Raw genomic sequence first — 26,968 nt, forward strand, 5'->3', positions numbered from 1 at the left:
TAAACAAGGAATGGGTCGATTGATGAGTTCACGTACGTTGCTGGCGGTTGCCGTCACGCTTTTGTTTTGGTCGTCCGCCTTTGCAGGCATCCGCGCCGGGCTGGAAGGAGGGTATACCGCAGGCCACTTGGTTCTGCTTCGTTTCCTTTCCGCCTCGTTGGTATTCATCATTTACGCCCTGTTTCGAGGCATTAAAATTCCACAGGGCAAGGACTGGATACGCCTTGCCCTGCTTGGGTTTTCAGGGATCACCATCTATCATACCTCGCTCACCTTTGGTGAGCTTACGGTCCCTGCTGGGACAGCCAGTCTGATCATCGCTGCAGCGCCAGCCTTTACCTCCATTATCGCGACGTTCGTACTGAGGGAACGCCTGACTCCTATCGGTTGGCTGGGAACGTTGCTGGGATTTGTGGGTGTCGGTGTGATTACCATCGGATCGGGCGGGGTACCTGGCTTTACGAGAGGCGCACTGTTGATTTTGCTGTCCGCCATCATGACATCGCTCTTCTTTGTCTTTCAAAAACCGCTTCATGGTCGGTATCGCGCCATCGACCTGACTGCGTACTTCACCTGGTTCGGCACCTTGCCAATGCTCGTTTTTATTCCTGGTCTGTGGCACGATATGTCGCATGCAACGGTTGGGGCAACCCTGTCAGGAATCTACATTGGTATATTCCCGGCTGCGGTGGCTTACGTGGCATGGGCAGTAGCGTTGGCGAGTGCGCCGGCAGGCGTGGTCTCCAGTTCGCTCTATATCAACCCTGTGCTGGCGATTCTCATTGCGTGGGTTTGGATTGGCGAGTTGCCACACCTCATTTCCATTCTGGGTGGACTGATCGCCGTTGTCGGTGTGACTGTGGTGAATGTATGGGGGACTAAGCGGCAACCCAAACCTGTTGTCGTTGCCCCGGTTGAAGGCATGCCCGCATCAACCGAGGGATAAATTACGAAACATACGGCGGTAACAGGTTCAGACTTCAATGGTTAATAGAAATTACAGGGCAGCAAAACGCTCGACCTGGTGACTTTACGCAAACCACCGTTGCAATCCAATAGAGACGAGCACGAGTATCCCGGTAATGATGACTGAAGTCAGTGTAAATACAGTGTCACGGCGTTGCCATTGCATGCTCGAACTTCGAGTCCGAGGCAATCCAAACCGCTGCAGCCCACGGGCTTCCATCGCAAAGGATAAATCCTCTCCCAATTGAAAGACCGAAAACAAGAGCGGCATCAGTAATTGTGGGGCATCTCGGAGGCGAATCCTTCCGGGACGCCCTGTTTGTTTTCCGCGGATCTGGGCAATCTCCGCAAACCTTTTGGCTTCCTCGGACAATACCGGAATAAATCGGAGTACAAGCGAGACTCCGAATGCTATGGCTTCGACAGGGACGTGAAGGCGTTTCGTCCACCCCAGGGCAGACTCAAGGCCTTGTTTCATTTCCAGTGTACTTGTCAGATTGGTAAACAGTACCCCAAGTATGAGTACCAACACGATTCGGTAGAGAGAAAGCAATGTGTGAAAACCTGCCGGAACAGAGTAACCAATCGGCCAGGTCAGACCAGAGAATGCAACACTTCCAATCACGAACAGCAGAAACGGACGCAACAAGTGCCACAGCTTTAACCAAGACACTCCCGAACTGATAAAGACTGCCGCCACAAGCAATGTCGCCGCCCAGAGTCCAAAGGGTGGAATGGCGACCAAAGTAATTGAGAGCATCACGTATGATATCCATTTGGCACGAGCATCAAAGGCACGAAGCCTTCTCGATGATCTGTTTTCGACCAATGACTCTGACAGCTTAGACGCACTTGCTGGCGTTCCAGGTTCCAGCGTCGACCGGGGTTGCCGCGTCGACCGGGGTTCCAGCGTAGGCTGGGGCTCGAGTGTCTGCAGGGGTTGATGCTTCGCCCGGGTTTCTGCAACTGGAATTCGCACATTGGCGTCCCCTTGCTTGCCCTCAGGTTGCTGGTCTGACTCGATAGCATCAAGAAGCTGCTCTGCCAGCGCTTCTGCCGATATGGCAGACTTTGAAACGGGCCAGCCGCACTCGAATAGATACGATGCGCACAAGGCGGACGACGGCAGGCCGACCCCAGCCGTTACGAGAGGACTCGGGGAGTCCGCCAACTCCGGACCGCTGATGTCTGCCAGCACGCGCCCGCTCTCTAAAATGATGACGCGGGTGGCGAGGGGGAGCCAGATATCGAGATCGTGAGTAGCTAGAATTACGCCTGCTCCTTCGTCTACAACCCGACAGATGTCTTGTGAAAAGCGCTTGGCGGCTTCAGCATCGAGGCCGGCTGTCGGCTCGTCAAGAAGCAACCAGGCCGGTTGAGTTGAAAGCGCCGTTGCGAGGGCAACACGGCGTTGCTGCCCACCGCTCAGCGACTTTGGCGGGACTTCAGAAAGGTTTTGAGGCAGGCCTACAGCGTCAAGTGCGTCCGCCATACGCTTTCGTATATCTTCCGGTGACAATCGATAAGGGCGAAGCGAATAGCGGAACTCTCCTGCGACAGAGTTTGCAAACAGCTGTTGTTCAGGTGATTGAACGACAAGTGAGACATCTCGCAAGGCTTGACTGGAGACCTTTTGGTTTGTCCAGAGTGACACCTCGTCAATCCGAACAGCCCCCTTACGCAACCTCTCCAAGCCGCAGATTGCGCGCAGCAATGTTGTTTTGCCAGCGCCTGTTCTACCGACGAGCAGCGTCAGTTCACCGGGTCTCAGGGACAGAGTGACATCAGAAACCTCAAGGGCAGCGGCGCTCTGCAGTTCAATGGTCATCGCTGCATCGCTCCAAGAGCTGCCCCAAGCTCATCTGGTGTCGTGGGCCGATTGGATAGGGACAGACCGCGCTTCTCTAGTGCCAATGCAACTTGCACAGGGTACGGAGGGAGATAGCCGAGGGACAGACAAGATTCATAAAAAAACTCTCTCGGAGTTCCACGAAAGGCGATTTGGCCCTCCTGAAGGGCCATCACCTCGTCAGCATAGACCAACTCCTCCGTGAACTGGCTGATCCATACCACAGTCAAGCCAGACTTGTGCAGCCGCGCAGCCGTCGTGAGGAGGCGTTGTCGGGCGAACGGATCGAGCATGGCTGTTGGTTCATCAAAGACGATGCAGTCAGGGTCCGTTACCAATGCAGCAGCCGTGCAAAGCAACTGCTTCTGGCCTCCAGACAGCCGTTCAATGGGAGTATCGAACGGGACGGAGAGTCCCACTTCAGCAAGGGCATGTTTGGCTCGGTCTGGCATCTCCTCTGGCGGGATACAGACGTTTTCCATACCAAAGATGAGGTCCTCGTAAACAGTCTGACCAACAATCTGTGCATCCGGGTTCTGCATGACGACCCGAATCTGAGGTGCTGGAGTTGTACCTTCTGACTGTGGCAAAGGCTCCGTATCCGTGGAGCTTGTGTGCTTCGACCGTTTTACATGGGCCCCTTGACCGTGGTGAAGTCGTTCACGCCGGACAACCTGCCCACTCGAGACCTTGCTTAGACCTGCCACAACTCTGGCGAACGTTGACTTGCCGCCACCATTTGGTCCGATGATACCGAGCCACAATCCGTAGGGCAGCTCAAGGCTGATATCGCGAAGTGCGTAAATCAGGGTGTCTAGTCGACGTCGGACAACCGATACACCCTGCAGGCTGATTAGAACCGACATAGTTGCCTCCTTGAAGCTTATCTTGCTGTGTAGTATTTAGTTCGCTTGCAGGATAAAGGATAAGTAGAACGGCCACCCGGTTTGGAACGGACCGCCAAGGTTTTTGCTGTTGCATTCCAAACGAAGGTGCGTGTAAGATAACAACGTCAATGTAAACCTTATCATACTATCAAGTTAACGAATAGGGAGGTCTTTCATGACTGTTCGCGGCGTTGTATTTAGTGCATTGTTTGCAGCACTTCTTGTCGTTTTTAGCTTTATCCGAATTGACGCAGGTCCCGTACCCATTGTACTTGAGAACCTCATCGTTTTGCTTGCTGGAGCGTTGCTTGGTCCTCTTTATGGATTCTTCAGCATGTTGCTGATCGTCGTATTAGTCGCTCTTGGCGTGCCCTTGCTTGGGGGAAGCGGCGGTATTGGATTAATTATCGGACCGAGCGGCGGCTATGTTGTCGCTTGGCCAATCGCAGCACTGATCATTGGTTTGATTGTGCCGCGGTTGAGGAGCAAGGGAATTGCAGCATTTGTGCAAGGGTTCATCTGGATAGAGGTGTTTGGCGTTCTGCTGGTTGATGCTGTTGGAACGCCCTGGCTCATGCACGTCGCGCACCTCTCATTGGCCAAGGGGCTGGCAGAAGGCTTTTATCTGTTCCTGCCCGGAGACACAATCAAGGCCCTGATTGCAACCGGTGTGTGGCTCGCAGTCCGTAAGATATACCCGGTTTCCCGCTTAGTTGGCCGCGGCGATCACGATGTTGTCGAGGTTGCGCCTCGAACTTAGGTTGCAGGGAACCTGCATAATTTGTTCATTCTGGCGGCATACTCCATTTTGCGAAGCAAACGCTCACCAGACTGTGTTTTACAGGGACTGGAAGCAAGGGAGGATCCGAAGATGACGAAAATTGCAGTTGAAAGAGGCCTTGATCCCGTTAAAGCCTACTTGGAAAGCCAAGGCTTTCAGGTCGTGGATATGGAGAATGCAAGCGCATCCGCTCAGGATGCCAGCGTAGTTTGCATCACAGGTGCGGACAAGAATGTAATGGGGATGGAAGATGTGGTCATCAACGCACCTGTCATCTCCTGCGAGGGACTTTCACCGGAACAGGTTTTTCAACGTGTTCAGGAGTACGTGCACTAAAAAGAGAAACTCAACGGCTTGCCGCCGTAACCAAAGCATTTAATCAACAAGGTCCAATCAGGACCTTGTTTTTTTTGTTTTCTGACGTTTTTCCAGCGAGATGTAATGTTGCCTCTGCTTGGATCGTTTATTGTATAGACCGAGGGGGGAGGTGCAGGACATCGCTGACGATACCGCAAAGCACGACAAGTCTGCCAAAACTGTCTGACTGGGATCTTTTCACATGTGGCGTCCTGGCTTACAATAGTGCCGATCGGGAGGGATGTCGCAGATGTCACTGGCCGTGCCGTTTTGGAACTATTTCTGGCATATTATCGGACTTATCTCTGTTCTCTTAATTTGTCTGCCAACATTCTATTTGGCCCGTATTAGCAAGCGCCTTTCCATTCATCGCGAGCTCGTCCCTGAGAAGGTAACGGATATGCGACACGGAGGTATGGTCGTTCAGGAATGCATGCAGCGGACACTAATTGATGCGTATAATACGGCAAACTTCCTCTATCGAAAGCCCCACCTGCCCTCTGATTATCCACAGTTCGCACTGACTTGGGACTACAACTCAAGGCGGGAGTCATACGCCATATACCCAAACGGACCTTATGTGGATGTGGTGAAGACAAAGGGAAAGAAGAGCCGCCTGTTTACGCTGCAATCACCGACCTTGCGCGAATGGTTGGATGCACCCGCAGCCATAGGCAATCCATCCACGAATACCTCCGTTGAACGTATCAATGAATAAATAGGCTGCGAATAGGCTTCGTTGCCGACTCACAGTGAAGGGCGTGCCGGTGAGCACGCCCTTTTCAACGCGATTTACGAGTTAACGCCAGGAATTTTGACATTTGGTGGCAGAAAGTCCATGCCATCTGGGGTATTGAGATATCCGGGGGCCGTACCTGGAACACCCGTGTGGCCATATTGCCAGACAATCTTGTTTGTCTTCGGATCGATAATCACAACGCGGTCATTCTTGTCGTCATTGAGAATAAAGTCGCCGTTCGGAAGTTGGAAGGACAATGAAGGACTCGATAACATCCCTGGGCCGCTGGCCTTGTAGTATTCCCAGACCACTTTCCCTTGCGGCGTAACCTCCTCTATCCTCCCTGGGGTGTTGTAGTCCACAGTGAGGAGGTTACCGTTCTTCAACAACTGTGTATCTGAAGGATACGAGATGTCCCTGAAATGGACAGTGTAAAGGAGCTTGCCGCTTTTATTCAACCGGTCTGCATAGCTGCCGTCGATCTCGGTAATGAGCATGCCGCCGTCCGGCAGCGGTGTGTCTCCGTTCGGAGAGGCGTAAGAAACAGGCGGATTATGCGCCCACAACCCGTTTCCGTACTGTTTCACAATCTGACCTTTTTGATTGATAAAGAGGATACGCATATTTTTAATATCTGCGACGGTGACGAGACCGTTTGGCAACATATACGCATCATCTGGTGTGTTCAGATAGCCAGGTCTGTTGCTGGCAATACCAGCGTGGCCGTAATGCCAGATGATCTTCTTGGTCGCGATATCAATGACTGCGACCACCATGTTGTCTTCCTCGTTGATGATGATGTGTTTATAATCCGGCGTGAAAAATGCATCGTCTGCACCAAGCGAAGAGGCTCCCTTGCTGCCTTTGCCCGTACCAATGGTCATCGACCAGATGATCTTCTTCTCAGGCGTCACAATAAGCAGGCGGCTGTTTCCTCTGTCTGCAATCAAAAGATCGCCGGGGAGAGGCCCGTTAAAAACCGTGTTGCGATTGGATGACGTGGAGTTTGCCGATCCGCTCCCAGAACCGATACTCCCAGAACCGTTACGTCCAGAACTTCCACCGGACTTGCTGCCGGAAGTTCCGTTTCCCGAGCTGCTGTTCACATTCCCGGATGAGGATGTGGTTTGGTTTGTTGTGCTGCTGGATGTTGTTGCGGAAGAGGGAGATGCAGCGGTCTGATTTTGCGATGTTGAATCATTACTTGGCGGCGTGGTTCCATTCTTTCCACTCGGTCCGCAAGCCACAAGAGTCGTCGACATGAGCAGTGCCAGCGCTCCGAGTTGGACAGCCTTATTCAAAGTATAGTCACCTCTTGTACAAGCTTTCGTGAAACAGTGTATCATGTCAGATACGAGTCAGATATGACAATTGCACAGTTTGTAGGAACTACAGGAGGAGATTATGGGGGATAGAGGCTTACGTGTTACTGTCCCGCTGATTGCCAGCCTGTCGCTGACCGGGATGTTGATAACCGGGTGTGGTCCCACGTCGAATCATGTTGGGAACCGTGCGGTCGTACCAAGCCAGACCAGCAATGGGGGCAGCAACGGACGGGCAAACACGACGAACGGATCGGTATCTGAGCAGTCGAACCATGCTGGAGGACCCAATCGGAATTCAAATACCAGTACAGGGGCAGCAAACCCGTCACAAGGGGGACCTGTGAACGGTAGTGGAACGTGGAGCGGATGGCCGCAGTCAGGACAGTGGTTGTCTGTCAGTGTGAAACAAATTGCAGAGTTGCCACAAGGGATTCTTGGCAACGCGATGGCTCTGGCACCAGATGGCACCCCTATCTCCGTCGGGGGTTATACGGGTCAAGTCTCCATTACAAACGTCTACCGGCTGTTGCCGACAGTAACAACTGTTGCCAACCTCCCACAGCGTACACACGATGCAGCAGTTGGGTTTGTTGGGAATACGCTGTATGTCTTTGGCGGTGGACAAGCTGTTTCTTATAACACCGTTGTCAGCGTTACGGGCGGGGTCGCGAAAAATGTGACTACCCTGAGTCGCCCCCTGTCCGATGCGGCCAGTGCGCCGCTGACCGTGGGTTGGCACCAAGGGCTCGCAGTTGTTGGCGGGTATGACGGTTCTGTGTTCCGAACAGGTGTGGCCTTTATGAGTATCGGCAACCGCAGTTCGGGAGGCAGTGGCAGCCATCAGTCGGTTGGAGGCACGGCTTCGTCAGGCCGGACGTGGAAGACGTTATTCAACCTCACTACACCGGTCCGTTATCCTGCAGTCGCTTCGTCACAAAATACGATCTACATCGCCGGCGGGCTGAGTCAGAATGGTCTAAGCAACCATGTCTATGCATGGCATGCCAGCGGCGGCCCGCTCAAGTCCATCACGACATTGCCCCAAGGCATTCAAAAAGCCGCACTGTTCGTGGCAGGTCCGTATCTGATTGTGGTCGGCGGTGAGACAGTTGGAGGGCAGCCTAGCAAGCGAATCTTGGAAATCGACACACGGACAGGTTTGTCTAAAATAATGGGTAATTTCCCCACTCCCATTGCGGACATGGGGTATACTCAATCTAACAAGACGGGTTACATCGCCGGCGGCATTACAACGGCGAGCGACATCAGTGCTGCACGAGCTGTCTATGAAATTGCTTGGCACGAGTGATACATCGGGCGTACACCGAGAACGGTGATTCTTGAGGTGAACCCAACGACAAGGATTTGAGAGGGAACACCAACAACCAAGGAGGTTTTCCAGATGCAACAGGCGGTCACGTTAAACCACAATGGCCTGACACTTCGAGGCATGGCGCATGTGCCGAATGGTACAGAAGGCACACCAGTCCCGGCAGTCATTCTGTTTCACGGTTTCACCGGGACAAAGTTGGAGCCTCATCGGATATTTCTCAAAATATCTCGAGCGCTTGAAGCGATTGGCATCGCCAGTTTCCGCTTTGACTTTGCCGGGTCTGGGGAGAGCGACGGGGACTTTGAGGACATGACGCTGGCTGGAGAAGTGAGTGACGCGAAGGCCATTCTCGAGTGGGTCAAGGATTACCCTGGCGTGGATGCAAACCGTGTTTCACTGCTCGGACTGAGTATGGGTGGGCTCGTAGCGAGTCTCGTAGCTGGAGACCGGCCAGATGACGTGGAGCGACTCGTGTTGATGGCCCCTGCTGGGACGATGTATCGACTGGCTGATGAGTATGACAGGCAGCTCGCAGCGGGTATGGCGGCTACGCGTGTTCGTGTTGAGGGCAAGGATATTGCGGGTGATCACGCTGGCAACCTCCTTGGCAAGGCATTTATCGACGGGTTGCGCGGCTTCACACCGTATGACCGGGCAAAAGCGTATAACGGGCCGGTGTTGCTCATCCACGGTACAAAAGACGAGGCGGTTCCGTACCAAGTTTCACACGAATACCAGGAAAATTGCTACGGAGATATGGCACAGCTGCACATCATTGAAGGAGCGGATCACACCTTCAACAGCTATCCGTGGGAACAAGATGTAATTGGGGCAATTACAAGTTTCTTTGGCGCGTAGACATAGGGTAGGGGGGATGTCCGGTGTTGCCGCTCGAAGAAGAGATATTCATTGTCGGGGCAGGGGCTATGGCAGAAGCTTTTGTGAAGGGACTGACCAGCCGGAAAGCGATCCCTGCCAAGCGGATTATCGTCATGAACCGCAGCCAAACGGATCGCCTGGAGAACCTCTGTACCAGCTACGGTGTTCAAGCAGGTACGTTGGATCAAGTGGCTGATGCAAGACTTGTTGTGCTGGCGGTTAAACCAAACAGTGTTGGTGAGGTTCTGCAAACCATTGCACCCCATTTGCATGGGCAACCTGTTCTCTCGTTTGCAGCCGGGGTATCCATCGATTGGATGAGCCATGTCATCGGCGGAGTGAGTCCTGTCATCCGTACGATGCCAAACATCCCAGTTGCGGTGCTTGAGGGGGCCACAGCCGTATCGTTTGGGGAAGGTACATCTTGGACGGACAAAGAGCTCGTTCGCTACCTGCTCGGGCAGCTCGGAGAGGTTGTGGAGATTCCTGAATCGTTGATGAACTCCGCAACGGCCTTTTCTGGCAGCGGTCCCGGGTTCGTTTGCTACTTTCTCGAGGCCATGGAAGATGCAGCCGTTCGCCTTGGATTTGAGCCTGAAATTGCTCGCGAGTTGTTGTTGCAAACCGTTGTTGGCACCGCCCGTACACTGCGGGAATGGGACCTCAGCCCGCACGAACTGAGGCGGCGCGTGACCTCGCCGGGCGGGACAACCCACGCGGGGGTCACGGTAATGGACGAAGCACGGATGAGGGACATCGTTGACAAGGCACTCGGCGCTGCGGCGGATCGGTCCGCAGAAATGGGGAATGCATACCGCGCGCCGTGATATCGTCAACGGTTCAAACGATGTGATTACTGTCCCTCGCAGCTTCTGTTGGATTTTCACTGAGCTTATCGATTGTCAGTGGCGTGCTTTGTATTTCCAGCCAACAGGTTTAGGATGTGGCTGAACATGGGAAGCACTACCTCGAGGCACTCTTGAACAGCTTTGGGGCTCCCTGGCAAGGTTACGATGAGCGTCCCGTTGCGGGTTCCCACCACCTGTCTAGACAACATCGCAAACGGTGTCTTCTTTAAGGATTCTTGGCGCATCGCCTCTGCCATCCCGGGAAGTGTCTTCTCAACGACTTCGAGGACCGCTTCAGGTGTCACGTCGCGGGGGGCGATCCCGGTGCCGCCTGTCGTGATAATCCCGGCGATCTCAGGGTTGTCGGCCCAGGCCCGCAGGTGATCCGCGATCTCCGTTTGTTCGTCGGGAACGGTGTCGCGGTACGAGACTTGGAATCCCGCCCCTTCAAGAATTTCAACAATCTTATCTCCGCTTGTATCAGGTTTTAGATTTCGGCTCACTGAATCACTAACGGTCAATACGGCAAAAGTAGAGTGCATCCCGCTCAACCTCTCTATCATAGATTCACTACACTGAGTGTAGCAGACCCTGAGCAAGGCCGCGAATGAAAGGAGAACAATCAAAATGCCTTTGAACACAGGATGGATCAGATACGGAAAAGACGACCAGTACATCGGTTATGCTGCGAGGCCGGATCATGTTGATGGAACGCTGCCGGCTGTGATTGTGTTCCAAGAAATCTGGGGTGTCGATGAACACATCCAGGATGTGACGCGTCGCTTTGGCCAAGCAGGTTACGTTGCGTTCGCACCGGATTTGTATGCGAGAAACGGGGAGCGTACAGCAGGGTTTCAAGCGGATCGCATTGAGGCTGTGAAACGCTTCCTTGAGGGCCTTACGCCCACTGCGTGGCACGATGCCGCAGAGCGCGACAAGGCACTGGCAGCTTTGCCAGGTAACCAGGGACAACTCGTTGGTGAAACCTTCTCGAAGCTGTTTGGTGGTCTCGATATGGACAATTACACGGAACAGATCGTTGAGACAGCGAGGTTCTTGCGCGAAGACTTTGAAGCATCGAAGGGCCAAAAGGCGGCCTCTGTAGGTTTTTGTATGGGAGGCGCACTCTCTGCTCACCTGGCAGGGCACGACGCGAACCTCGCAGGGGCAGTCATATTCTATGGGCGGGCGCCAAAACAAGAAGTTTTGGAACGGATTGCGTGCCCTGTACGCGGATTTTTCGGGGAGTTGGACGTGCAGTTGACGCAGACCGTCCCTGCTTTTGCAGAGGCGATGAAGGCTGCTGACAAGGATTTTGAGTACATCGTCTATGATGGCGCACATCATGCCTTTTTTAATGACACGAGGCGTTCTTACAATGTCGACGCGAGCCGTGATGCATTTACCAGAACCCTTGCGTTTTTCAACCAGCGACTCTCGAACGCGAACTAAGGACCCCACGTGGAACGTTCTGTGGCCCCAGCTTGTCGGCCCGGCTTTAAGCCGGGCTTCTTGGCTGGGCTGTCAGCCCTGTGAACCCATTCTGTTGGGAAAAACACCTCATATTGATCAGATTTCACAGTTTTCTCCTCGGTATATGTCACATTTTCATGATCGTGCGCGTCTATTTTGGTGTACAATTTTGGAAGTGTGTTCATAGAGTTCTTCTGCGGCTTCTCTACTGTTTCTAGTAACTTCCCCGAAGCGGAATGCAAGTCGCCTCCTACCGACAGCTCGGTTCAAGCAGGCCGATTGGAGATGAATCAGATGCGGAAATGTCCACGGAGTCAAAGTCGAATTTGGGTTCGAGTTGCCTTAACCTCTGCGCTGACAACCGCAGTTCTCAGCGGAGGTGCGGCGCTTGATCCGACATTCGCGCCAACAAGAGCCTATGCTGCAACAACCAATTCCGCATCGGTAACAGGGATCGAAGACTATCGCTATGGTCCCCTGAATATCAACCAAACCTTGTGGCGCTATGTTCCGTATTTTGTTTCACAGAAGACAACCTTTTTTGGTATCTGGTATCTGCAACAGATGTTGAAAGACCAAGGGGTTCCATCCAACTGGGACGGACATTCACTGACTTTTACAGATCTGCCGACCATCGGTACAAATGCAACCATCTCTGTGAATGGGTTCGCATTGCCCCAGGCAGCGTCTGTTGAATATCAAGGACATACATATGTGACAGCGAGCACGGTGCTCCAAGCACTTGGTGGTTCGTCTCGTTACGACGCAACGTCAAGGACACTGTCCGTGTCCTATAACCCGTCCCAAGCATCCACTCAGTTGACCACTCAATCAACGATGTCAAATCAGACATCGAGCCCGTCAACGACTCAGTCAGGCATGCCAAATCAACCTGCCAGTCAATCTTCGAATCAAACACCAAGTCAGGCGTCAAGTTTGAGTGGGTCCTCGCTGGCGACAGTGGGAACGGAAGTCACACTTTTTGCACAGCATCCTGGCCGCCTCGATAATGCAAGTGACTTGACAGAGCCTTCGCTTGTCTGGCACAACATTCGTATTATCCCGAGCGGGGGAGGGACGAGCCCTGGTCAGGTGATTACGAAGTTATCACCGACAGGAAGTACGAGTCGAAGCCTCGCAGATTCTGCCTCGGGTGATGTGTCGGTGGGCGGCGCAACGTGGCGAACGGTTCCTATCGTGGTGGATAACAACACCACCTTCTTTGGGATCTGGTATTTACAACAGTTGCTCTCAGAGCATGGGATTCATTCAAGCTGGAATGGAAAAGCTCTGACTGTATCGAACCTGCCAAAAGTAGTTTCGAATGGAACCATCAAGGTGGGGCAAACAACAAAGCCGTCAACCCTTATCCTCTACAATGGACGAGTCCTGATGCCGTTGTCTGCTCTGTCGGGGATGGGAATCTCTGTCTTGGAAGACGCTGCTTCTCAGAGCATAAATATTCGTACAAGCAATGCAAACCTCAGAGTCCAGGGGACACTAACGACGTCAGCAAACCACCCCGCCGCTGGACTCGTTGCAATTCAAGACGCAGAGGGTAACGTCCAGGTCGTCACCGCAGGCAGTGATGGAAGCTTTTCTGCCCAGGTCTCACGGTTTGGCAGTTCAGTCATTGGTGTAAGAACTCCTGATGAAGGTTGGATCGGTGAGGATGTTCCACTGACGCCTGGCAACGCAAGCCATGTCAGTGTCGCAGCAGAGCAGAGTATGGTAACTCTGCATGGTCAAGTTGCGTTTGCCACGAGGGCAACCTATCCGGTTGTGCAGGTATCTGTTCGAAATGTCATTACACACGCACATTATTATGCAACTGTCCAGCCGGATGGCTCGTTTACCATGACCGTGCCAGTGGGGGCCTACGAAGCTTTTGCACTGGTGACAAATGAAGATGCGTTGTTTATCCTGCAGAACTTCCTCGCTGGTCCAGCCAGCAGCAACCTGGTCATTCACGCGCCAACATTGCCGACGGGGGAAGAGGTTTCATCGCTGCATGCGACAGTTCAGACCACTGACAGTAATGTGACCCCTGAGGCGCTGCAGTCGGTCGACAACCTGTTTGAACATGTCTATCAAGAGACAGTCGCCAGTGAAGGCATTACACCTGTTCAGAAGATGAATATTCATCTCTATGGGTCTATCAACGCCTACCAACAACATTATCTGAACGAGGGTTACGGCAAGTCAGATGCACAAGCCATCGCGGAGCAATCAGTTGCCTCCGAAGAAGGGACAAATACCATTAATATCTTGATGCCGACATTATCGACGGTAGATGGACTAAACATCCTTGCACATGAATTTACGCATGCACTAACCGCGCAAGTCAGTCAGAAGATCCCGAGCTGGGCGAATGAAGGCGGAGCGTGGACACAGGGCGTGAATGCCGAAACAGACCAGAGCCCGTCCTCCATGCTGAAGCAAGGCATACAGTGGAACGAGTGGGTCGACATTGTCGCGCATCAGCAGAGCAACACCTTACTTCCGCTCGGTCAAGCGAGTTCGCTCGCGGGCAACTATAACGTAGAGGCACAGGACTATTTCGCGGTTCAACAGTTGGTCGGACAGTTCGGTTGGCCGAAGTTTATGAAGTACGTCCGAGCTATCGATCACGATGCAAATGCCTTTTCCGATACCTTTGGAGAGTCGTTTTCTACCTTCTCACAGCATGTAACAGCGGTATTGAAAAAGGATGCGGCTGGGACATCGAGGGGATTCAACGTCAGCTTGCGGACGCTTCCGAACGGACCGCATCAGATTTATTTCATCAGCCCTTCCGGGCAACGTTTTTTGGTGAGCGGGCTCGAGCCAAACCAGTCCTATACTTTTGCGTGCAATGCAGATGGTACGGTGACAGCACCAAATAGTCTGACTGTGACGTCCGTGTCCGGGATTCCCGTAGCAGTGCAAGGAGACTGGTTTGTCGGCAGTGGAGGCAGCGGTACAAGTCAAAACCGACAGGAGTTCGATCTCGTTGACGAGTTCGGTTTGCCGTTTCTTGACGAAGTTATCCTATACGCCAAAGGCGGCAGTGTGGAACACGTGTACCCTGCAACCGCGATTCCGAACGGCATTGAGATGATTTCGGTTGCTCAGAAGTGAAGAGGCCAGCGAGCCTATATCCACTGATCTCCATCCAGTGATCTCCATCCAGTGATCAATGAGACTAAAAACTGACACAATGGATTTTAATAAAAACATCTCGTGAGGGGGCAATGAATGTGTCCGATGATGCACGCACATTGTATTCATATTGGGTCAGTCAATCAGATTTACCGAGTGATCTAGCTGCGGAACTGCAATCCATTTCAGGCGATGATGCTGCAATTCTTGACAGGTTCTACCGAGACCTGGAGTTTGGCACAGGGGGGCTCCGGGGCGTCCTCGGAGCGGGCACGAACCGGATGAACATCTATACGGTTCGTAAAGCAACCGTAGGGTTCGGCAGATATATCCTCGAACAAGCTCAGCGCAAAAATGCTGCGTTGCCGAAGTGCGTGGTAGGATACGATTGCCGAAGGATGTCGCGGGAGTTCGCTGTTGAGGTAGGACTCGTGCTTGCAAAGCTTGGTATTACGACGTATGTGTTTGAGCACCTTTGCCCAACGCCTGAGCTCTCGTTTGCCGTCCGACAATTGCAAGCTCAAGGCGGCATCATGATAACGGCAAGTCATAATCCGCCTGAGTATAACGGGTACAAGGTCTACGATGAGAACGGTTGTCAGGTGCTTCCGGATGATGCTGCGCGCATTACGGCACTGATTGAGCAGACGGGCAGTCTGTTTGACATTCCCGTGATGGCGCTTGAGGAAGCAGAGGCGTGCGGTCGATTTCAGTGGGTTGGAGACGCCATTGATACAGCCTATACCACGCGTGTTGTCGAGACCATCCACCTTGGGGAACTCGGGGCAACGGATCGCGATCGTGTAAAAATCGTCTACACGCCATTACATGGAACCGGGAATCTGCCCGTCAGATCGGTACTCGCACAAGCAGGCTATAAGGATGTGTTCGTCGTACCGGAGCAGGCCGAGCCGGATGGAGAATTTTCGACCGTGAAGAGTCCCAATCCGGAGGAAGCTGCAGCATTGGCGATGTCCGTCGAGCTTGCCAAGAGTAAAGGGGCGGACATCGCGATGGGGACAGATCCGGATGCCGATCGCGTTGGCATCGCGGCGCGGGATCAAGACGGGGAGTACCATTTGTTGTCCGGTAACCAGGTTGGCGGGTTGTTGGTAGACTTCGTGTTACAGCGAAGGCGTGCGACGGGAAAACTGCCTTCGGACGGGATTGTGCTGAAGACGATTGTGACATCTGAACTTGGTGCAGCATCAGCAAGGAAACTTGGGGTACAGGTAGAAGATACGCTGACGGGCTTCAAGTACATCGGAGACCGCATCGCGCACTATGAACAAGCCGGCACAGGAACGTTCTTGTTTGGCTACGAAGAGAGTTATGGCTACTTAGCTGAAGGATTTGTGCGCGACAAAGACGCCGTTCAAACTTGCCTGTTGATTGCTGAGATGACGGCGTTTTACAAGCAAAAAGGTTGGACGCTGTTAGATGCGCTTCAGGATTTGTATCGTCGTGTCGGATATTTTGAGGAGCGGCTCATCAGCGCCACTTTGCCTGGGCTTGAAGGTGTGCAGAAGATTCGAGATTTGATGACTGGACTTCGCAAGGACGGATTGAATGTAGCAGGTATGACGCTCGCGACGGTTGAGGACTACGAGTCTGGTACAAGGACATGGACGCCAGATGCTGATGGACGCGAAACGCCGACTGAGCGCCTGACACTGCCGCAAGCAGATGTGCTGAAGTATATTTTTACGGACGGATCTTGGCTAGCTGCAAGGCCTTCTGGTACCGAGCCGAAGATCAAGTTTTATGTGGGAGCTAAAGGGCTCTCACAGGAGAACTGCTTCGACGCAGTAACAAGACTTTGCGCGGCGGTTGAGGACATCTTGCAGGCTGTTCGATAGGGGCTGTTCGGAAGCTGATTCTGTCGAGGTTTGACGGGCCCACTTCACTCACACAATGGGGAGTGGGTCTTGCTTTGCGCTATTTCGGCACGGTTCGGGGGGTTTCGACAATCAACAAATAAAAACGCCCCTCGACGGGGCGCTTCACTTTGGTGGTTGTCGTTTCTTACAGCTTGGTTACGTTGGCAGCCTGAGGACCACGTTGGCCTTCAACGATCTCAAACTCAACACGCTGTCCTTCTTCGAGCGTACGGAAACCGTCGCCAAGGATAGCGGTGTAGTGTACGAATACATCGTTGCCGCCTTCGACCTGGATGAAACCGTAGCCCTTTTCTGCATTGAACCACTTTACTGTACCTTGTTGCACAAGAAATGCCTCCTACTTTAAGTACCATGACTCAGGCCGTTGTACCTTCGTACTGCTCACTGCTGTACACATGTACTGCGCTTCCATGCATCATCGTACTTGCGTGAATTTTACTTCGACATTAACTCTAACACGCGAAAAATGCAATGTCAAGGTGAGACCATAATCGACTGTTCAATATGTGTCTCTTGCAAAGACACGTTTCAAGTTTGCCCAAAACGGGTTACACTGACACCTAGGGGATTGCGTTTCTCAGGAAGGCATGGAGGGAGTGGAGACCCACATGGGGAAACAAACGGATCGTATCTTTCATCTGACGGTAGCAGCGTTGGCAATTACCCTGTCTGCGGTTTCGCTCGGAACCATGGTCTATCAGCGCAACCCAGGGTGGGTTCACCAGTGGGTCAAGCAGTCTGTGCCGAGCAACTTGGTGCAACCGAGTCAAAAGACCCCGTCGTCAGGTCCAGCTGCGGTACAAAAACCAGGTGTGTCCAAAACGGCGCCTGACAAACGAACGTCTACCGTCACAGGGCAGACCAAAACCGGGACTTCAGCATCAGATGTGGCTTATAAGCCGCAATATCACACATCCAACAACGCAATGCTCATACAGGTCAAAGGTGTTGGACAAGACGTAACAACTGCTGACCTCCAGAACGTACAAAATACCCTCAAGAAGTATAATATCGTGAATCTCGTTTCACAGTCATTGCAAATGAATGTGTACCAAGCGGTGTATATCTTGGTTGCCAAGACGCCAGCCGACTATCAGCAGGCGCTCTCTCGTCTTGGGGTCTCAACTCACGATGCGAAGCAATTCACCCTCGATACTGGTGGGTTTACCCAAGGCGATACAATTATTATTCCGCTCTACCAGAATACGACAACTCCGGATCTCGCGAATTCGCTGTGTCATGAACTGACGCATGCCTTTCTGAACGCCAATGTCGGGAACTTCCCGAGCTGGATGAATGAAGGGCTTGCCGTGACAAACGGCATGCACGCACAAGCGTTGGCGGAAAGTAATGTGGAATACGCCGGCTACGCTCGGCAAATGGCTGAGAGTATTTTGGATGCCGAGAAGAATGGCACGCTTCAACCCTTGGTGGCAAACGAAGCCAAAGTCTTGGCTGGTACGGCTTCCTATGACCTGGAACTGCAAGATTGGCTTGCGGTGCGTGATTTGATTGCCACCAAAGGGTACAATGCCTTTTCCGATTATTTTTATCGCCTGAATTTAGGCGAGAGCCAATCAACGGCCTTCGTCCGGTCATTCGGAGTCAGTGAGCAGGCTTTCAACACGGCGTTTACAAATCAACTGCGTGTTGCCGCCAGCAGCCCGAATGACGCGGTCAGCATCGAGTTTTCGATTCCATCAAGTTATCAAGGAGACATCCGCTTTTTGCAGCACGGAACGACTACATGGACCGGTTTTCAAGCGAATGCTGGTATCACAACAATTAACATTGCGAACGATGGATCGCTTTCTCCGGCAACGCAGTTGACTGCGCCTATTCAGGATTCCAATCCGGCGGATCCAGCTACACTCTATATCAATCTCGATCCGGTGAATCCGCTCACGTACAACGGGCAACAGGTGAGAAACTCTGGGTTCGCGATTGACTACCACTACGGCTTGTACGGTTATGTCAATTCGTGGATTACGCTGCAAAACGGCAAATCCCTGTATTTCCATGGCCCTTCGCTGTTCGGGGTGACGCTCATGAATATTCAGGAGCAAAACCCGAATCAGTGGCTTGTCGGTTTGATGTCACCACCTGCAATCTCTGGTTTCACGAGTAGCTGAAACCGGATTTAACTTGTGCAGTCTCTGGCGGTAAACGCTTGGTTACTTGAAAGTCCTGCATGCGAACAGAACGAATGGGTCCAGCACGTTCGCTCATCCCATAAACTCGTTTTGGCCTGCGAACGTGTATGGCGAGTGCAGCCTACTTGAGGATTTTGCGCTGTGTCATTACAATCGGTGACAGAATCTGTCCAAGTATCGGGTTAAACCGCTGCCTGAACAAACGGGGGACCTGACGTGGCAACCTATCTGAATGATCCAGGACGAGCACTTCGTGTGCAGATTCTTGGCATGCGTTTTGATGTTTTGACAAATGTGGAAGCGGTCGAGCAGATTTTAATGTGGATAGAAGAGCGTTCTCGCCGCATGGTAATCACCGCCGGGCCCGAATTCGTCATGATGACGAAGCGGGATGATGAACTGCGGCGCATTGCACATGTGGCCGATCTCGTTACACCAGACGGAATCGGCGTGGTCTGGGCTGCACGGCGTCAAGGCGTCCAAGTGGCGGAACGCGTGACAGGTGTGGAACTGGTGCATCAGCTCCTGCGGACAGCGTCGGATCGTAAACAGCCGCTTCGCGTGTTTATGCTCGGGGCAACGGATGAATCCTTGTCACGGGCGCTTGAAGCATTGCATGCGGAGTATCCGATGCACACCTTTGCCGGCCGTAACGGATATTTTCAGTCCGAGGATACTGCAGCCATCTTGGCGGAAGTCGAGGCGTTCAGTCCTCAAGTTTGGCTCGTTGGACTGGGCCAACCAAGACAAGAACGTTTCATCTACAACGCCCTCGGAAAACTGCCAGGATGTGTCGCTATCGGCGTTGGTGGAAGCATTGATGTGTGGGGCGGAACGGTAAAACGTGCCCCGGACCTGGTGCAGAAACTAAATGTCGAGTGGTTGTACCGCTTAGTTCGTCAACCGAGCCGATTCAAGCGCCAGCTGGCGCTGCCAAAGTTCGCTTGGCAGGTGATTCGAAGGGGAAATACTTCGGACAACTAACCAAGATCTTCACGTGTCGCCTAGGCCTGACTAGACGGCCAAATTGTTTGCAGGGTACTTGTCATGGATGCGCGCACACTACCTCTTGTCCGCTAACGGGTGATACAAGCGGGTTTCGACAAAGGGAAGTCGACTTCCCTAGAGGAGAAACACAAGGAGGGGCTCACATGGCAGGAAACAATCAGTTTCTCGTACCTGAGGTGCACAAGCATCTGGATGACCTGAAATACGAAATCGCAGCTGAGCTCGGGCTCTCTGTGCATCAGGGCAGTGAAGACTATTGGGGACACATCACCAGCCATGATGCTGGGCGAGTTGGGGGAACCATCACCAAACGCCTCGTGGCATTTGCCGAACAATCGCTGGCCGGAGGAACGGGACAGTTTTAAAGTGGATTCAACGTGAACTTTGACGTGGATCTAAGGTGGATTTACACAACTGAATCAGGCGTGTTTGGAACAGGCAGGGAGAGATCCCTGCCTGTTCTTTTTGATTCATTGACGTCAAGTAGCAAATACTATACCATATTGCTTGTTTTGAACTGGGGAAACACGGGATGTAAAGGAGGGAGTGCCCGTGGGAAAACGTCGACTTTTTACGTCGGAATCCGTCACAGAGGGACATCCGGATAAGATATGTGATCAGATCTCTGATGCCGTTTTAGACGAAATTTTGTCGCAAGATCCGTTTGCTCGGGTAGCATGTGAAACATCAGTCACCACTGGACTTGTGTTAGTGGCTGGAGAAATTACAACAAGTTGTTACGTTGATATTCCGAAGGTGGTACGTCGTACTCTCCAGGAGATTGGATACACAAGAGCAAAGTACGGGTTTGACGCTGAGACATGTGCGGTTATCACGTCCATTGACGAGCAGTCTCCTGATATCGCACAGGGTGTCGATTCCGCGTACGAAAACCGTTCAGGTTCTGCAACGGACAGAGAAATTGATGCGACGGGTGCTGGTGATCAGGGATTGATGTTTGGTTTTGCCTGCAACGAAACCCCTGAGTTGATGCCATTGCCGATTTCGCTCGCACACAAGCTGTCGCGTCGCCTGAGCGAAGTGCGTCATAATGGAACCTTGCCCTACTTGCGTCCGGATGGTAAGACGCAGGTGACGATTGAATATGACGACGACAAACCGGTTCGCGTGGACACGATTGTTATATCAACGCAACACGACGAGCATACAGACCTTGCCGTGATTGAAGCCGATATGCACAAACATGTGATTGAACACGTTGTACCCAAAGAGTTTCTTGATGAGAATACAAAGTACTTCATCAACCCGACAGGACGCTTTGTCATCGGTGGACCGCAAGGGGATGCCGGACTCACGGGGCGTAAAATTATCGTCGATACCTACGGCGGATATGCTCGCCACGGCGGCGGTGCATTTTCTGGAAAAGACCCCACTAAGGTTGACCGCAGTGCAGCTTACGCAGCGCGATATGTCGCCAAAAATGTGGTTGCTTCCGGGATTGCCAAGAAGTGCGAAGTACAAGTGGCTTATGCAATCGGCGTAGCCCGTCCGGTATCCATTTCGGTCGATACCTATGGAACCTCGACGATTCCGGAAGAAGAGATTGTAAAGCTCATTCATGAGTACTTTGACCTGCGGCCTGCAGCCATCATTCGGGATTTGGACCTTCGCAGGCCGATGTACCGGAACACTGCAGCATATGGACACTTTGGTCGTGTTGACCTTGACCTGCCGTGGGAGCGAACCGACAAGGCACAGGCTTTGGCGAGTGCCGCTAAGCAACTGGCGAGTCTTTAAAACCACACTTCAACGGCTGGTGGGGCAGAGGATTTGTCCGCAATAATCTTGGACGACCCCCACAAAGTCGGGGATTGACGCGAAACCATATAGCATCACCCTTACCCCATAGGGCACTCTGTGCAGAGCAGAGTGCCACTTTTTTTACCTGCAAATGTCGAAATTTAACAACACACGTCAACATCTTGCAGGAATTGGTTGAACTTCCTCGAAAAGTTTCACCGTAGTGCAAAACCTGCATTTTGACAAAGTCGAAGAAGGCGATGTGTTGGATAATCATATCCATACTATGCAGAACACAATCCAGCATACGTTAGCCGCAATTGCTGACGGCCAGGCAAACCTAAAACAGATTGTAGAATGCATCCAGAACGAACGAGCGCGAGTTGAGTTTGAGTTTGCTGAGATGAAAATGAGATATGACGAGACGAGCAGCAAAATTCAAGAGTTGGTTTTTCATGCACAAGACGCTCGTGAACAGCTGACTTCCCTCGGTCAGTTCCCTGAAAAACAAAGCTGGACTAAGGTTCAGAAGGCGATTGACCGTGCTCTAGAACTTCAAACCGAACTTGGGCAGGCTCAGGAGCGACACTCGCAACTCCACGAGCGACTCGATGATTTGAACCGACGTATTCGGCTTTTGGGCACATTTACAAGTGAGGTTGACAACACGCTCGAGGAACTTGTCCTAGCTGGTACGAAACTCGAAGGCACAGTTGGGACCGTGAGTTCAGTCCTTGAGATGAGGGAACTGCAAGATGTGCTTGCCGTCCGTACTGTGGAGATGGTGGAAGATGAACGCCGACGGTTTGCGGAGCATTTGCACGATGGTCCTCTGCAACACTTAGTCAGTTTGTTGATGAAAGCCGAGTCAGCGTACCGACTTAGCAGTCAATCCATGGAACTCGGTGTCGCCCTCGACCTAAAAGGACGGCTGAACGATGTCATCGGATCGATTCGGCAAATCGTATTTGACCTTCGCCCACCGCTGCTCGATGATCTCGGCTTGGTTCCCGCCGTGCGGAGGTATGCTGCACAGTGGGCGGAGGAGACGGGGATTGAAACAACAGTGAGTCTGGTTGGGGTTGAGACCTTGCTCAACCATACAGAGAAGGTTGCTCTGTTTCGAGTTACGCAAAGCGTACTTCAGCAAGCGCGAGAGCAAACCGATACATCGAAGGTTTCCATCAATATCACGTACGGTGCCGGAAGAGTCATGATTCAGGTAATCAGCAACGGACAGGAAGTTAAGCATGGAAACTGGCTGGAGCGTATTGAAATCGGTCAGGTGGGGCTTGCGCTTTGTCGGCAACGAGTCCTGGCGCTGGGCGGACAGTTCTCCATTTCAAGTGCCTTGCCTGTCGGAACCGCCATCCAGGTTGCTTTGCCGCTCAGTCACAGCGAGAATATCCTGGCGTGACAAAGAGTATATCCACCATGGAGGATGCAGCGATGAACCTTACCAGCGTGATTCAGGTTGGGATTGCAGATGACAATGAACAATTTCGAGAAACTTTACGGGATATTCTTCAATATGAATCTGACATGGAAATTGTCGGGGTGTGGAGGCACGGGGCAGATGTTTTGCTAGGGCTGGAAGAAGTGCAGCCAGATATCGTACTGCTCGACATCAACATGCCGTTTCTGAATGGTGTTGATACCATGAAGCGCATCCATGAAAGGTACCCGGAGGTTAAGGTCATTATGCTGACTATGCATGATGATGACGGATATGTACTCGAAACTTTGCGGTCAGGTGCGAGTGGGTATTTGGTCAAAGACGGATCGGCCTCAGATATTATTCGGGCCATCCGTGAGGTTGCTGCAGGCCGCGCAATCGTCCATCCGCAAGTTACGCATACGGTCATTTCTCAATTTCAGAACTACATGGAGCTTAACGAATCCTGGAAAGAGATTTTGACGGAGCGTGAAATGGATGTGCTGCGGGAAATTGCCAATGGTAAATCTAACGATGAGATCGGAAAGACATTGCACATTACCGAGAAGACGGTAAAGAATCATATATCGAGCATTTTTCAGAAACTGGAAGTCTCGGACAGGACCCAAGCGGTCGTAATCGCACTGAAGCGTCGCTGGCTGCCAACGTAAATAGCCGCAAAACTGAATATTCCACTGTACATCACGCTGTTTCGTATGCGCACTCCGGACTGAGCCTCATATACTACACCAAGGGGTGAGGGCCATGATGGAGGCGCTATTCTTTTGGGCCTTGGCCATGTATGGAGCGATGACAGCAGTGTGGCAGAGCGTCAGGTTGATCCAAATGAGGAGGATGCGCAGCGAGAATCCGCAACCGATGCATGTCGTGCTCGTGGCTCAGAACGCTGAGTCAAGCATTGAAGGCATCCTCCGGGGATTGCTGGACAGGACAGCGTTCTCGCTTCGACAGCGTACGGTTACCGTCGTCGACGCATGGTCCAGCGATTCAACAGAGAGTATTGTACGCCGATTGTCGTGGTCACGTTCTGGGTTGACCTATCTTCGCGTAGAATCCGAAGCAGAATTGCAACGGACCTTGCAAACGGAGTGTGTTGATAAGGCGGCCGTAGCCTGCGTTTACGACCTTCGACGAAGCGGCGTAATGACCGAAGTGGTTGATGACGTCCTAGCGTTGTGTCGATAAACGATGGCAAGCCGTAATCGTGTGCCGGTTTTATAAACCGGCACTACTTATGTACATTTTCGACAGCATACGCGAGTGAAATAGACGGAATTTTGTTTATCGATGGAAATGTGTGGAGAAAATCTGGGACGAAAGTCCTATTTTTGCTGTAATATCTAGCAATCATTTTTTGGTGGATATATAATGCAAGACATCGGGGTGTAACTCCTACACTAACATACGCAGCAACGGCTTGTTTTACTTATGACTGAACTCTGGTCATCAATTGGACAAGCAACTCTTTCGACCTAGCACACACTACAGCACTTCAGAATCGGGAGAAGTCCCGCATATTCTGAGGAGGAACCACCGATGTCAGTAAAAGTAAAGACTGGTTTGATTTTTGGAGCACTTGTTTTGTTTTCCGTGGCAGCACAGGCTAGTCTGCAAGTTCGTCCTTTCTGATTAGCAAAAAGGCCGGTTCAGCACTGAGCCGGCCTTTTTGTCACAGACTGTGTTGTTGAATGGGGTGGGGAATTGGCATTTCAAGTTTTAATTATCTTCGCAGGCCTTATAATAGGGTGGATTAAACGAGGCAGCGTGTGGAATGTGGAGAAGTTCAGTCTGAAACTCTGGTGGATACTTCCTTTCGCCTATTTATCACAGCATATTTCGATTGCGTATCTGTCAGGAAGAGCATATGAAGTAATGATAGTTCTTAGCTACATCTTAATGATAGCCTTCTGTTCCCTTAATTTTAAAGTCTCTGGAATGCCTTGGATGCTAGGTGGTACATTAGCAAATGTTGTAGCCCTTGCGGCAAATGGCCTGCGTATGCCTGCCTATGTCCCAGCGGTACGAATGATGGCGCCAAAGATTCTTGGACAGTTGGAAGCGGGTACATACGGTAAGAGTATTGCAATGACAGCTTCAACACACCTAAACTTTCTTGGGGATATCTTCGCATTCAACGTCTATCCACAGAGTCTTTTGAGCGTTGGAGATATCTTGTTTTCAATCGGGTTAGTTGTTCTCATTCAAAACGCAATGCGAGCAGGTAGTAAGGGAAGAGCAGTCGATGCTTGATAAACGCATGAAAACCAGAAGGTTCTTTAGCGCAATTTTAGTCGTTTGCGTTGGAATTGCTGTCGGAGGTTGGAACCTATATTCCCAACCGGGATTAACCATCCCTGACTGGGTAGTTCTGTATACCTTGTCTGGGTTGCTGATATTGGTAGAACGATTTAGAATTCAGGTTGGCTCGGCTGTAGATATGGGCTTGGAGGATGTCTATTTAATCGGATTTGCCTTGGTGTATCCGACGAACATTCTCATATGGGCGGGATTAGTATTTACAGTTGTTTCGTCTGCGCGTATTCGAAGAGGCTGGTTCATTCAAGCAATGAATGCGTTGGGACTTGTATTGGCAGTAGTAGCTGCAAAGCAGATGTACAACGTTTTCGTTCCGGTATCGGAACCATGGCGTGTGTCCCAAATTGCCCCGTTCTTAGTCTTTACGGGAGTGTTTGTTGCCGTTAATCTTGTTGCTTTCTGCATTACGTTATTTCTGATTTACGGAAGACAGTTTGTTACGAGCTTATATGAGAGCTTCTCCATACAAGTTCTTGCTGTGTTTGGAATTGAACTGCTCATTGGACTCGTCATTGCGATCGTGCTACAGGCCGCTGGATTAGCCGGTGTTCTCCTGTTTACGGGGCTTATTCTTCTTGTAGCTTGGTCTTACCGTGATTACTTCAAGATGGCTCAGCACTTTAAACAATTAGCCATCAAAGACGAGTTGACAGGCCTTCACAACCATCGCTACATTCATTCCAAGATGGATGCGTTTATCGAGGCGAAACAGGCATTTGCAGTGCTAATGATGGACATTGACCACTTCCGCAGATACAACGAGGTCTGGGGTCACGTCCGCGGTGACGAGGCACTGAAGACGGTAGCGGAGCTCATGGGCCGCAACCAGTTGCCTGAAGAAAAACAGGCCCGCTTTAGCGGGGAAGAGTTCATGATTCTGCTGCCAGACTACGATTTGTCACAGGCTCAACTGCGGGCTGAGGTCATTCGGCGAGCCATCGAGGATAACGAGTTTCCTGGGGCTGAGCGACTCCCAGGGAAAAAGGTCACAGTCAGCATCGGTGTGGCGCGCTTCCCGGACATGGCCGATAACAAGAAAGACCTTCTGACCATGGTGGATGACGCGTTGTATAAAGGTAAGTTAACGGGACGTAACAAGGTTTCGCTCTATACATCGGTGTTGGATGAAATGAAACTCGGATTGCAACTCGGCAACGAAGAGCAAGAGATTGTAAAGACTATCAAGGTCTTCTTGGCCATCTTGAACTCAAAAGACCGCTATACATATGCCCACACAGAACGGGACGTTGTCTATGCAGCTGGCTTAGCTGAAAAGATTGGCCTTGATGAAGAGCGCATTCAGTTCTTGCGCTTTGGTTCGTTCCTGCACGACATCGGCAAGGTGGAGATTCCGATTGAAGTGCTTACGAAACGCGGCCCGTTGACGAAAGACGAATGGTTAGTGATGAAGAGTCACGTTGAGATTGGCGAAAGCATTGCCAAACCGATTCCAAGTTTGGCTCCGTGTTTGCCCATTATTCGGCACCATCATGAGCGTTTTGATGGGACAGGCTATCCAGACGGGTTGAAGGGCGAGGATATTCCGCTTGAGGCCCGCATCCTGACCATTGCCGACAGTTTCGATGCGATGACAACCAGCCGGCCGTATCAACGAAAGCGGACACTCAGCGAGGCTGTCGAAGAACTCAGGCGGTGCGCCGGAACCCAGTTTGACCCCAATCTTGTGGAGCCTTTCATCGAAGCCATTGGTGAAATCGGCCTTTTAACCGAAGAAAATGTAGAAGATCTGGCTTAGACGGTCAGCTGCAGCGAAACGTAACGGGTTCGCGCCAGC

Annotated in this window: 24 protein-coding genes; 19 read left to right on the forward strand and 5 right to left on the reverse strand. The window is 51.9% G+C overall.

The features are described from left to right. The first annotated feature begins 22 nt into the window (after positions 1-22). Complete coding sequence (locus tag AN477_RS14895; protein WP_054969989.1) at positions 23-946, forward strand: DMT family transporter; 924 nt, start codon at positions 23-25, stop codon at positions 944-946. Between the two features lie 84 nt (positions 947-1,030). Here the strand turns inward: AN477_RS14895 and AN477_RS14900 are convergent, their stop codons facing one another. Beyond that, positions 1,031-2,794, reverse strand: a complete 1,764-nt coding sequence (locus AN477_RS14900; protein ID WP_054969957.1) for an ATP-binding cassette domain-containing protein — start codon at positions 2,792-2,794, stop codon at positions 1,031-1,033. After that, entirely contained in the window at positions 2,791-3,681 is an 891-nt protein-coding gene (locus tag AN477_RS14905; RefSeq protein WP_054969958.1) for an ATP-binding cassette domain-containing protein, read from the reverse strand. Before AN477_RS14905 ends, AN477_RS14900 begins: the two co-directional genes overlap by 4 nt. A gap of 196 nt (positions 3,682-3,877) precedes the next feature. Between AN477_RS14905 and AN477_RS14910 the strand changes: the two genes are divergently transcribed. From AN477_RS14910 to AN477_RS14920, 3 genes are all read left to right on the forward strand, one after another. Beyond that, complete coding sequence (locus tag AN477_RS14910; RefSeq protein ID WP_054969959.1) at positions 3,878-4,462, forward strand: biotin transporter BioY; 585 nt, start codon at positions 3,878-3,880, stop codon at positions 4,460-4,462. Positions 4,463-4,573: 111 nt separating this feature from the next. Further along, a complete protein-coding gene (locus AN477_RS14915; protein WP_054969960.1) occupies positions 4,574-4,819 on the forward strand; it encodes a YkuS family protein in 246 nt (81 codons plus the stop codon). A gap of 271 nt (positions 4,820-5,090) precedes the next feature. Further along, on the forward strand, positions 5,091-5,558 hold the full coding sequence (locus tag AN477_RS14920; protein ID WP_054969961.1) for a YfmQ family protein: 468 nt from the start codon (positions 5,091-5,093) through the stop codon (positions 5,556-5,558). 74 nt (positions 5,559-5,632) lie between these two features. Here AN477_RS14920 and AN477_RS14925 read toward each other — a convergent pair whose 3' ends face one another. Further along, positions 5,633-6,880, reverse strand: coding sequence for an NHL repeat-containing protein (locus tag AN477_RS14925; protein ID WP_211266018.1), 1,248 nt, complete (start codon positions 6,878-6,880; stop codon positions 5,633-5,635). A gap of 103 nt (positions 6,881-6,983) precedes the next feature. On the opposite strand from AN477_RS14925, the gene AN477_RS14930 reads away from it, so the two are divergent. The 3 genes from AN477_RS14930 to proC all read left to right on the forward strand — a co-directional run bounded on the left by AN477_RS14930 (position 6,984) and on the right by proC (position 9,943). After that, on the forward strand, positions 6,984-8,213 hold the full coding sequence (locus tag AN477_RS14930; protein WP_054969962.1) for a Kelch repeat-containing protein: 1,230 nt from the start codon (positions 6,984-6,986) through the stop codon (positions 8,211-8,213). 93 nt (positions 8,214-8,306) lie between these two features. Next, a complete protein-coding gene (locus AN477_RS14935) occupies positions 8,307-9,095 on the forward strand; it encodes an alpha/beta hydrolase (RefSeq protein WP_054969963.1) in 789 nt (262 codons plus the stop codon). Between the two features lie 23 nt (positions 9,096-9,118). Beyond that, positions 9,119-9,943, forward strand: coding sequence for a pyrroline-5-carboxylate reductase (gene proC / locus AN477_RS14940; RefSeq protein WP_245631838.1), 825 nt, complete (start codon positions 9,119-9,121; stop codon positions 9,941-9,943). Positions 9,944-10,008: 65 nt separating this feature from the next. Here proC and AN477_RS14945 read toward each other — a convergent pair whose 3' ends face one another. After that, positions 10,009-10,506 (reverse strand): MogA/MoaB family molybdenum cofactor biosynthesis protein, encoded by a 498-nt coding sequence (locus AN477_RS14945; protein ID WP_054969964.1) that lies wholly within the window; start codon positions 10,504-10,506, stop codon positions 10,009-10,011. An 85-nt stretch (positions 10,507-10,591) separates the two neighbouring features. Between AN477_RS14945 and AN477_RS14950 the strand changes: the two genes are divergently transcribed. The 3 genes from AN477_RS14950 (at position 10,592) to AN477_RS14965 (ending at position 16,437) form a co-directional block, all read left to right on the forward strand. After that, entirely contained in the window at positions 10,592-11,416 is an 825-nt protein-coding gene (locus AN477_RS14950) for a dienelactone hydrolase family protein (RefSeq protein ID WP_054969965.1), read from the forward strand. A gap of 315 nt (positions 11,417-11,731) precedes the next feature. Then, complete coding sequence (locus AN477_RS14960) at positions 11,732-14,557, forward strand: hypothetical protein (RefSeq protein ID WP_054969967.1); 2,826 nt, start codon at positions 11,732-11,734, stop codon at positions 14,555-14,557. 113 nt (positions 14,558-14,670) lie between these two features. Further along, positions 14,671-16,437 carry a phospho-sugar mutase gene (locus tag AN477_RS14965; protein ID WP_054969968.1) on the forward strand — a complete coding sequence of 589 codons (1,767 nt, stop codon included), beginning with the start codon at positions 14,671-14,673 and terminating at the stop codon, positions 16,435-16,437. A 166-nt stretch (positions 16,438-16,603) separates the two neighbouring features. Here the strand turns inward: AN477_RS14965 and AN477_RS14970 are convergent, their stop codons facing one another. Further along, a complete protein-coding gene (locus tag AN477_RS14970; RefSeq protein WP_054969969.1) occupies positions 16,604-16,804 on the reverse strand; it encodes a cold-shock protein in 201 nt (66 codons plus the stop codon). Between the two features lie 283 nt (positions 16,805-17,087). Here AN477_RS14970 and AN477_RS14975 point away from each other — a divergent pair, with 283 nt between their 5' ends. The 9 genes from AN477_RS14975 to AN477_RS15015 all read left to right on the forward strand — a co-directional run bounded on the left by AN477_RS14975 (position 17,088) and on the right by AN477_RS15015 (position 26,929). Next, complete coding sequence (locus AN477_RS14975; RefSeq protein WP_054969970.1) at positions 17,088-18,611, forward strand: gluzincin family metallopeptidase; 1,524 nt, start codon at positions 17,088-17,090, stop codon at positions 18,609-18,611. 237 nt (positions 18,612-18,848) lie between these two features. Beyond that, entirely contained in the window at positions 18,849-19,616 is a 768-nt protein-coding gene (locus AN477_RS14980) for a WecB/TagA/CpsF family glycosyltransferase (RefSeq protein WP_245631840.1), read from the forward strand. 167 nt (positions 19,617-19,783) lie between these two features. Then, the gene (locus AN477_RS14985; protein ID WP_054969971.1) at positions 19,784-20,005 is read left to right on the forward strand and encodes an alpha/beta-type small acid-soluble spore protein; all 222 of its coding nucleotides are present in this window, start codon (positions 19,784-19,786) and stop codon (positions 20,003-20,005) included. 187 nt (positions 20,006-20,192) lie between these two features. Then, the gene (metK, locus tag AN477_RS14990) at positions 20,193-21,398 is read left to right on the forward strand and encodes a methionine adenosyltransferase (protein ID WP_054969972.1); all 1,206 of its coding nucleotides are present in this window, start codon (positions 20,193-20,195) and stop codon (positions 21,396-21,398) included. A 268-nt stretch (positions 21,399-21,666) separates the two neighbouring features. Next, complete coding sequence (locus tag AN477_RS14995; protein ID WP_157061994.1) at positions 21,667-22,818, forward strand: sensor histidine kinase; 1,152 nt, start codon at positions 21,667-21,669, stop codon at positions 22,816-22,818. A 32-nt stretch (positions 22,819-22,850) separates the two neighbouring features. Continuing rightward, positions 22,851-23,507, forward strand: a complete 657-nt coding sequence (locus tag AN477_RS15000) for a response regulator (protein ID WP_054969993.1) — start codon at positions 22,851-22,853, stop codon at positions 23,505-23,507. Between the two features lie 94 nt (positions 23,508-23,601). Continuing rightward, positions 23,602-24,042, forward strand: a complete 441-nt coding sequence (locus AN477_RS15005; protein WP_054969974.1) for a hypothetical protein — start codon at positions 23,602-23,604, stop codon at positions 24,040-24,042. A 516-nt stretch (positions 24,043-24,558) separates the two neighbouring features. Beyond that, the gene (locus AN477_RS15010; protein WP_054969975.1) at positions 24,559-25,107 is read left to right on the forward strand and encodes a DUF5317 family protein; all 549 of its coding nucleotides are present in this window, start codon (positions 24,559-24,561) and stop codon (positions 25,105-25,107) included. Continuing rightward, complete coding sequence (locus AN477_RS15015; protein WP_054969976.1) at positions 25,100-26,929, forward strand: bifunctional diguanylate cyclase/phosphohydrolase; 1,830 nt, start codon at positions 25,100-25,102, stop codon at positions 26,927-26,929. Before AN477_RS15010 ends, AN477_RS15015 begins: the two co-directional genes overlap by 8 nt. Positions 26,930-26,968: the final 39 nt, after the last annotated feature.

The organism is Paenalicyclobacillus ferrooxydans (genome assembly GCF_001399675.1).
Classification (GTDB): domain Bacteria; phylum Bacillota; class Bacilli; order Alicyclobacillales; family Alicyclobacillaceae; genus Alicyclobacillus_B; species Alicyclobacillus_B ferrooxydans.

Excerpts from the sequence above, each read along its gene's own strand:
- AN477_RS14895 (WP_054969989.1), top strand. The coding sequence starts at position 23 with ATGAGTTCACGTACGTTGCTGGCGGTTGCCGTCACGCTTTTGTTTTGG.
- AN477_RS14900 (WP_054969957.1), bottom strand. The coding sequence starts at position 2,794 with ATGACCATTGAACTGCAGAGCGCCGCTGCCCTTGAGGTTTCTGATGTC.
- AN477_RS14905 (WP_054969958.1), bottom strand. The coding sequence starts at position 3,681 with ATGTCGGTTCTAATCAGCCTGCAGGGTGTATCGGTTGTCCGACGTCGA.
- AN477_RS14910 (WP_054969959.1), top strand. The coding sequence starts at position 3,878 with ATGACTGTTCGCGGCGTTGTATTTAGTGCATTGTTTGCAGCACTTCTT.
- AN477_RS14915 (WP_054969960.1), top strand. The coding sequence starts at position 4,574 with ATGACGAAAATTGCAGTTGAAAGAGGCCTTGATCCCGTTAAAGCCTAC.
- AN477_RS14920 (WP_054969961.1), top strand. The coding sequence starts at position 5,091 with ATGTCACTGGCCGTGCCGTTTTGGAACTATTTCTGGCATATTATCGGA.
- AN477_RS14930 (WP_054969962.1), top strand. The coding sequence starts at position 6,984 with ATGGGGGATAGAGGCTTACGTGTTACTGTCCCGCTGATTGCCAGCCTG.
- AN477_RS14935 (WP_054969963.1), top strand. The coding sequence starts at position 8,307 with ATGCAACAGGCGGTCACGTTAAACCACAATGGCCTGACACTTCGAGGC.
- AN477_RS14945 (WP_054969964.1), bottom strand. The coding sequence starts at position 10,506 with ATGCACTCTACTTTTGCCGTATTGACCGTTAGTGATTCAGTGAGCCGA.
- AN477_RS14950 (WP_054969965.1), top strand. The coding sequence starts at position 10,592 with ATGCCTTTGAACACAGGATGGATCAGATACGGAAAAGACGACCAGTAC.
- AN477_RS14960 (WP_054969967.1), top strand. The coding sequence starts at position 11,732 with ATGCGGAAATGTCCACGGAGTCAAAGTCGAATTTGGGTTCGAGTTGCC.
- AN477_RS14965 (WP_054969968.1), top strand. The coding sequence starts at position 14,671 with ATGAATGTGTCCGATGATGCACGCACATTGTATTCATATTGGGTCAGT.
- AN477_RS14975 (WP_054969970.1), top strand. The coding sequence starts at position 17,088 with ATGGGGAAACAAACGGATCGTATCTTTCATCTGACGGTAGCAGCGTTG.
- AN477_RS14985 (WP_054969971.1), top strand. The coding sequence starts at position 19,784 with ATGGCAGGAAACAATCAGTTTCTCGTACCTGAGGTGCACAAGCATCTG.
- AN477_RS15000 (WP_054969993.1), top strand. The coding sequence starts at position 22,851 with ATGAACCTTACCAGCGTGATTCAGGTTGGGATTGCAGATGACAATGAA.
- AN477_RS15005 (WP_054969974.1), top strand. The coding sequence starts at position 23,602 with ATGATGGAGGCGCTATTCTTTTGGGCCTTGGCCATGTATGGAGCGATG.
- AN477_RS15015 (WP_054969976.1), top strand. The coding sequence starts at position 25,100 with ATGCTTGATAAACGCATGAAAACCAGAAGGTTCTTTAGCGCAATTTTA.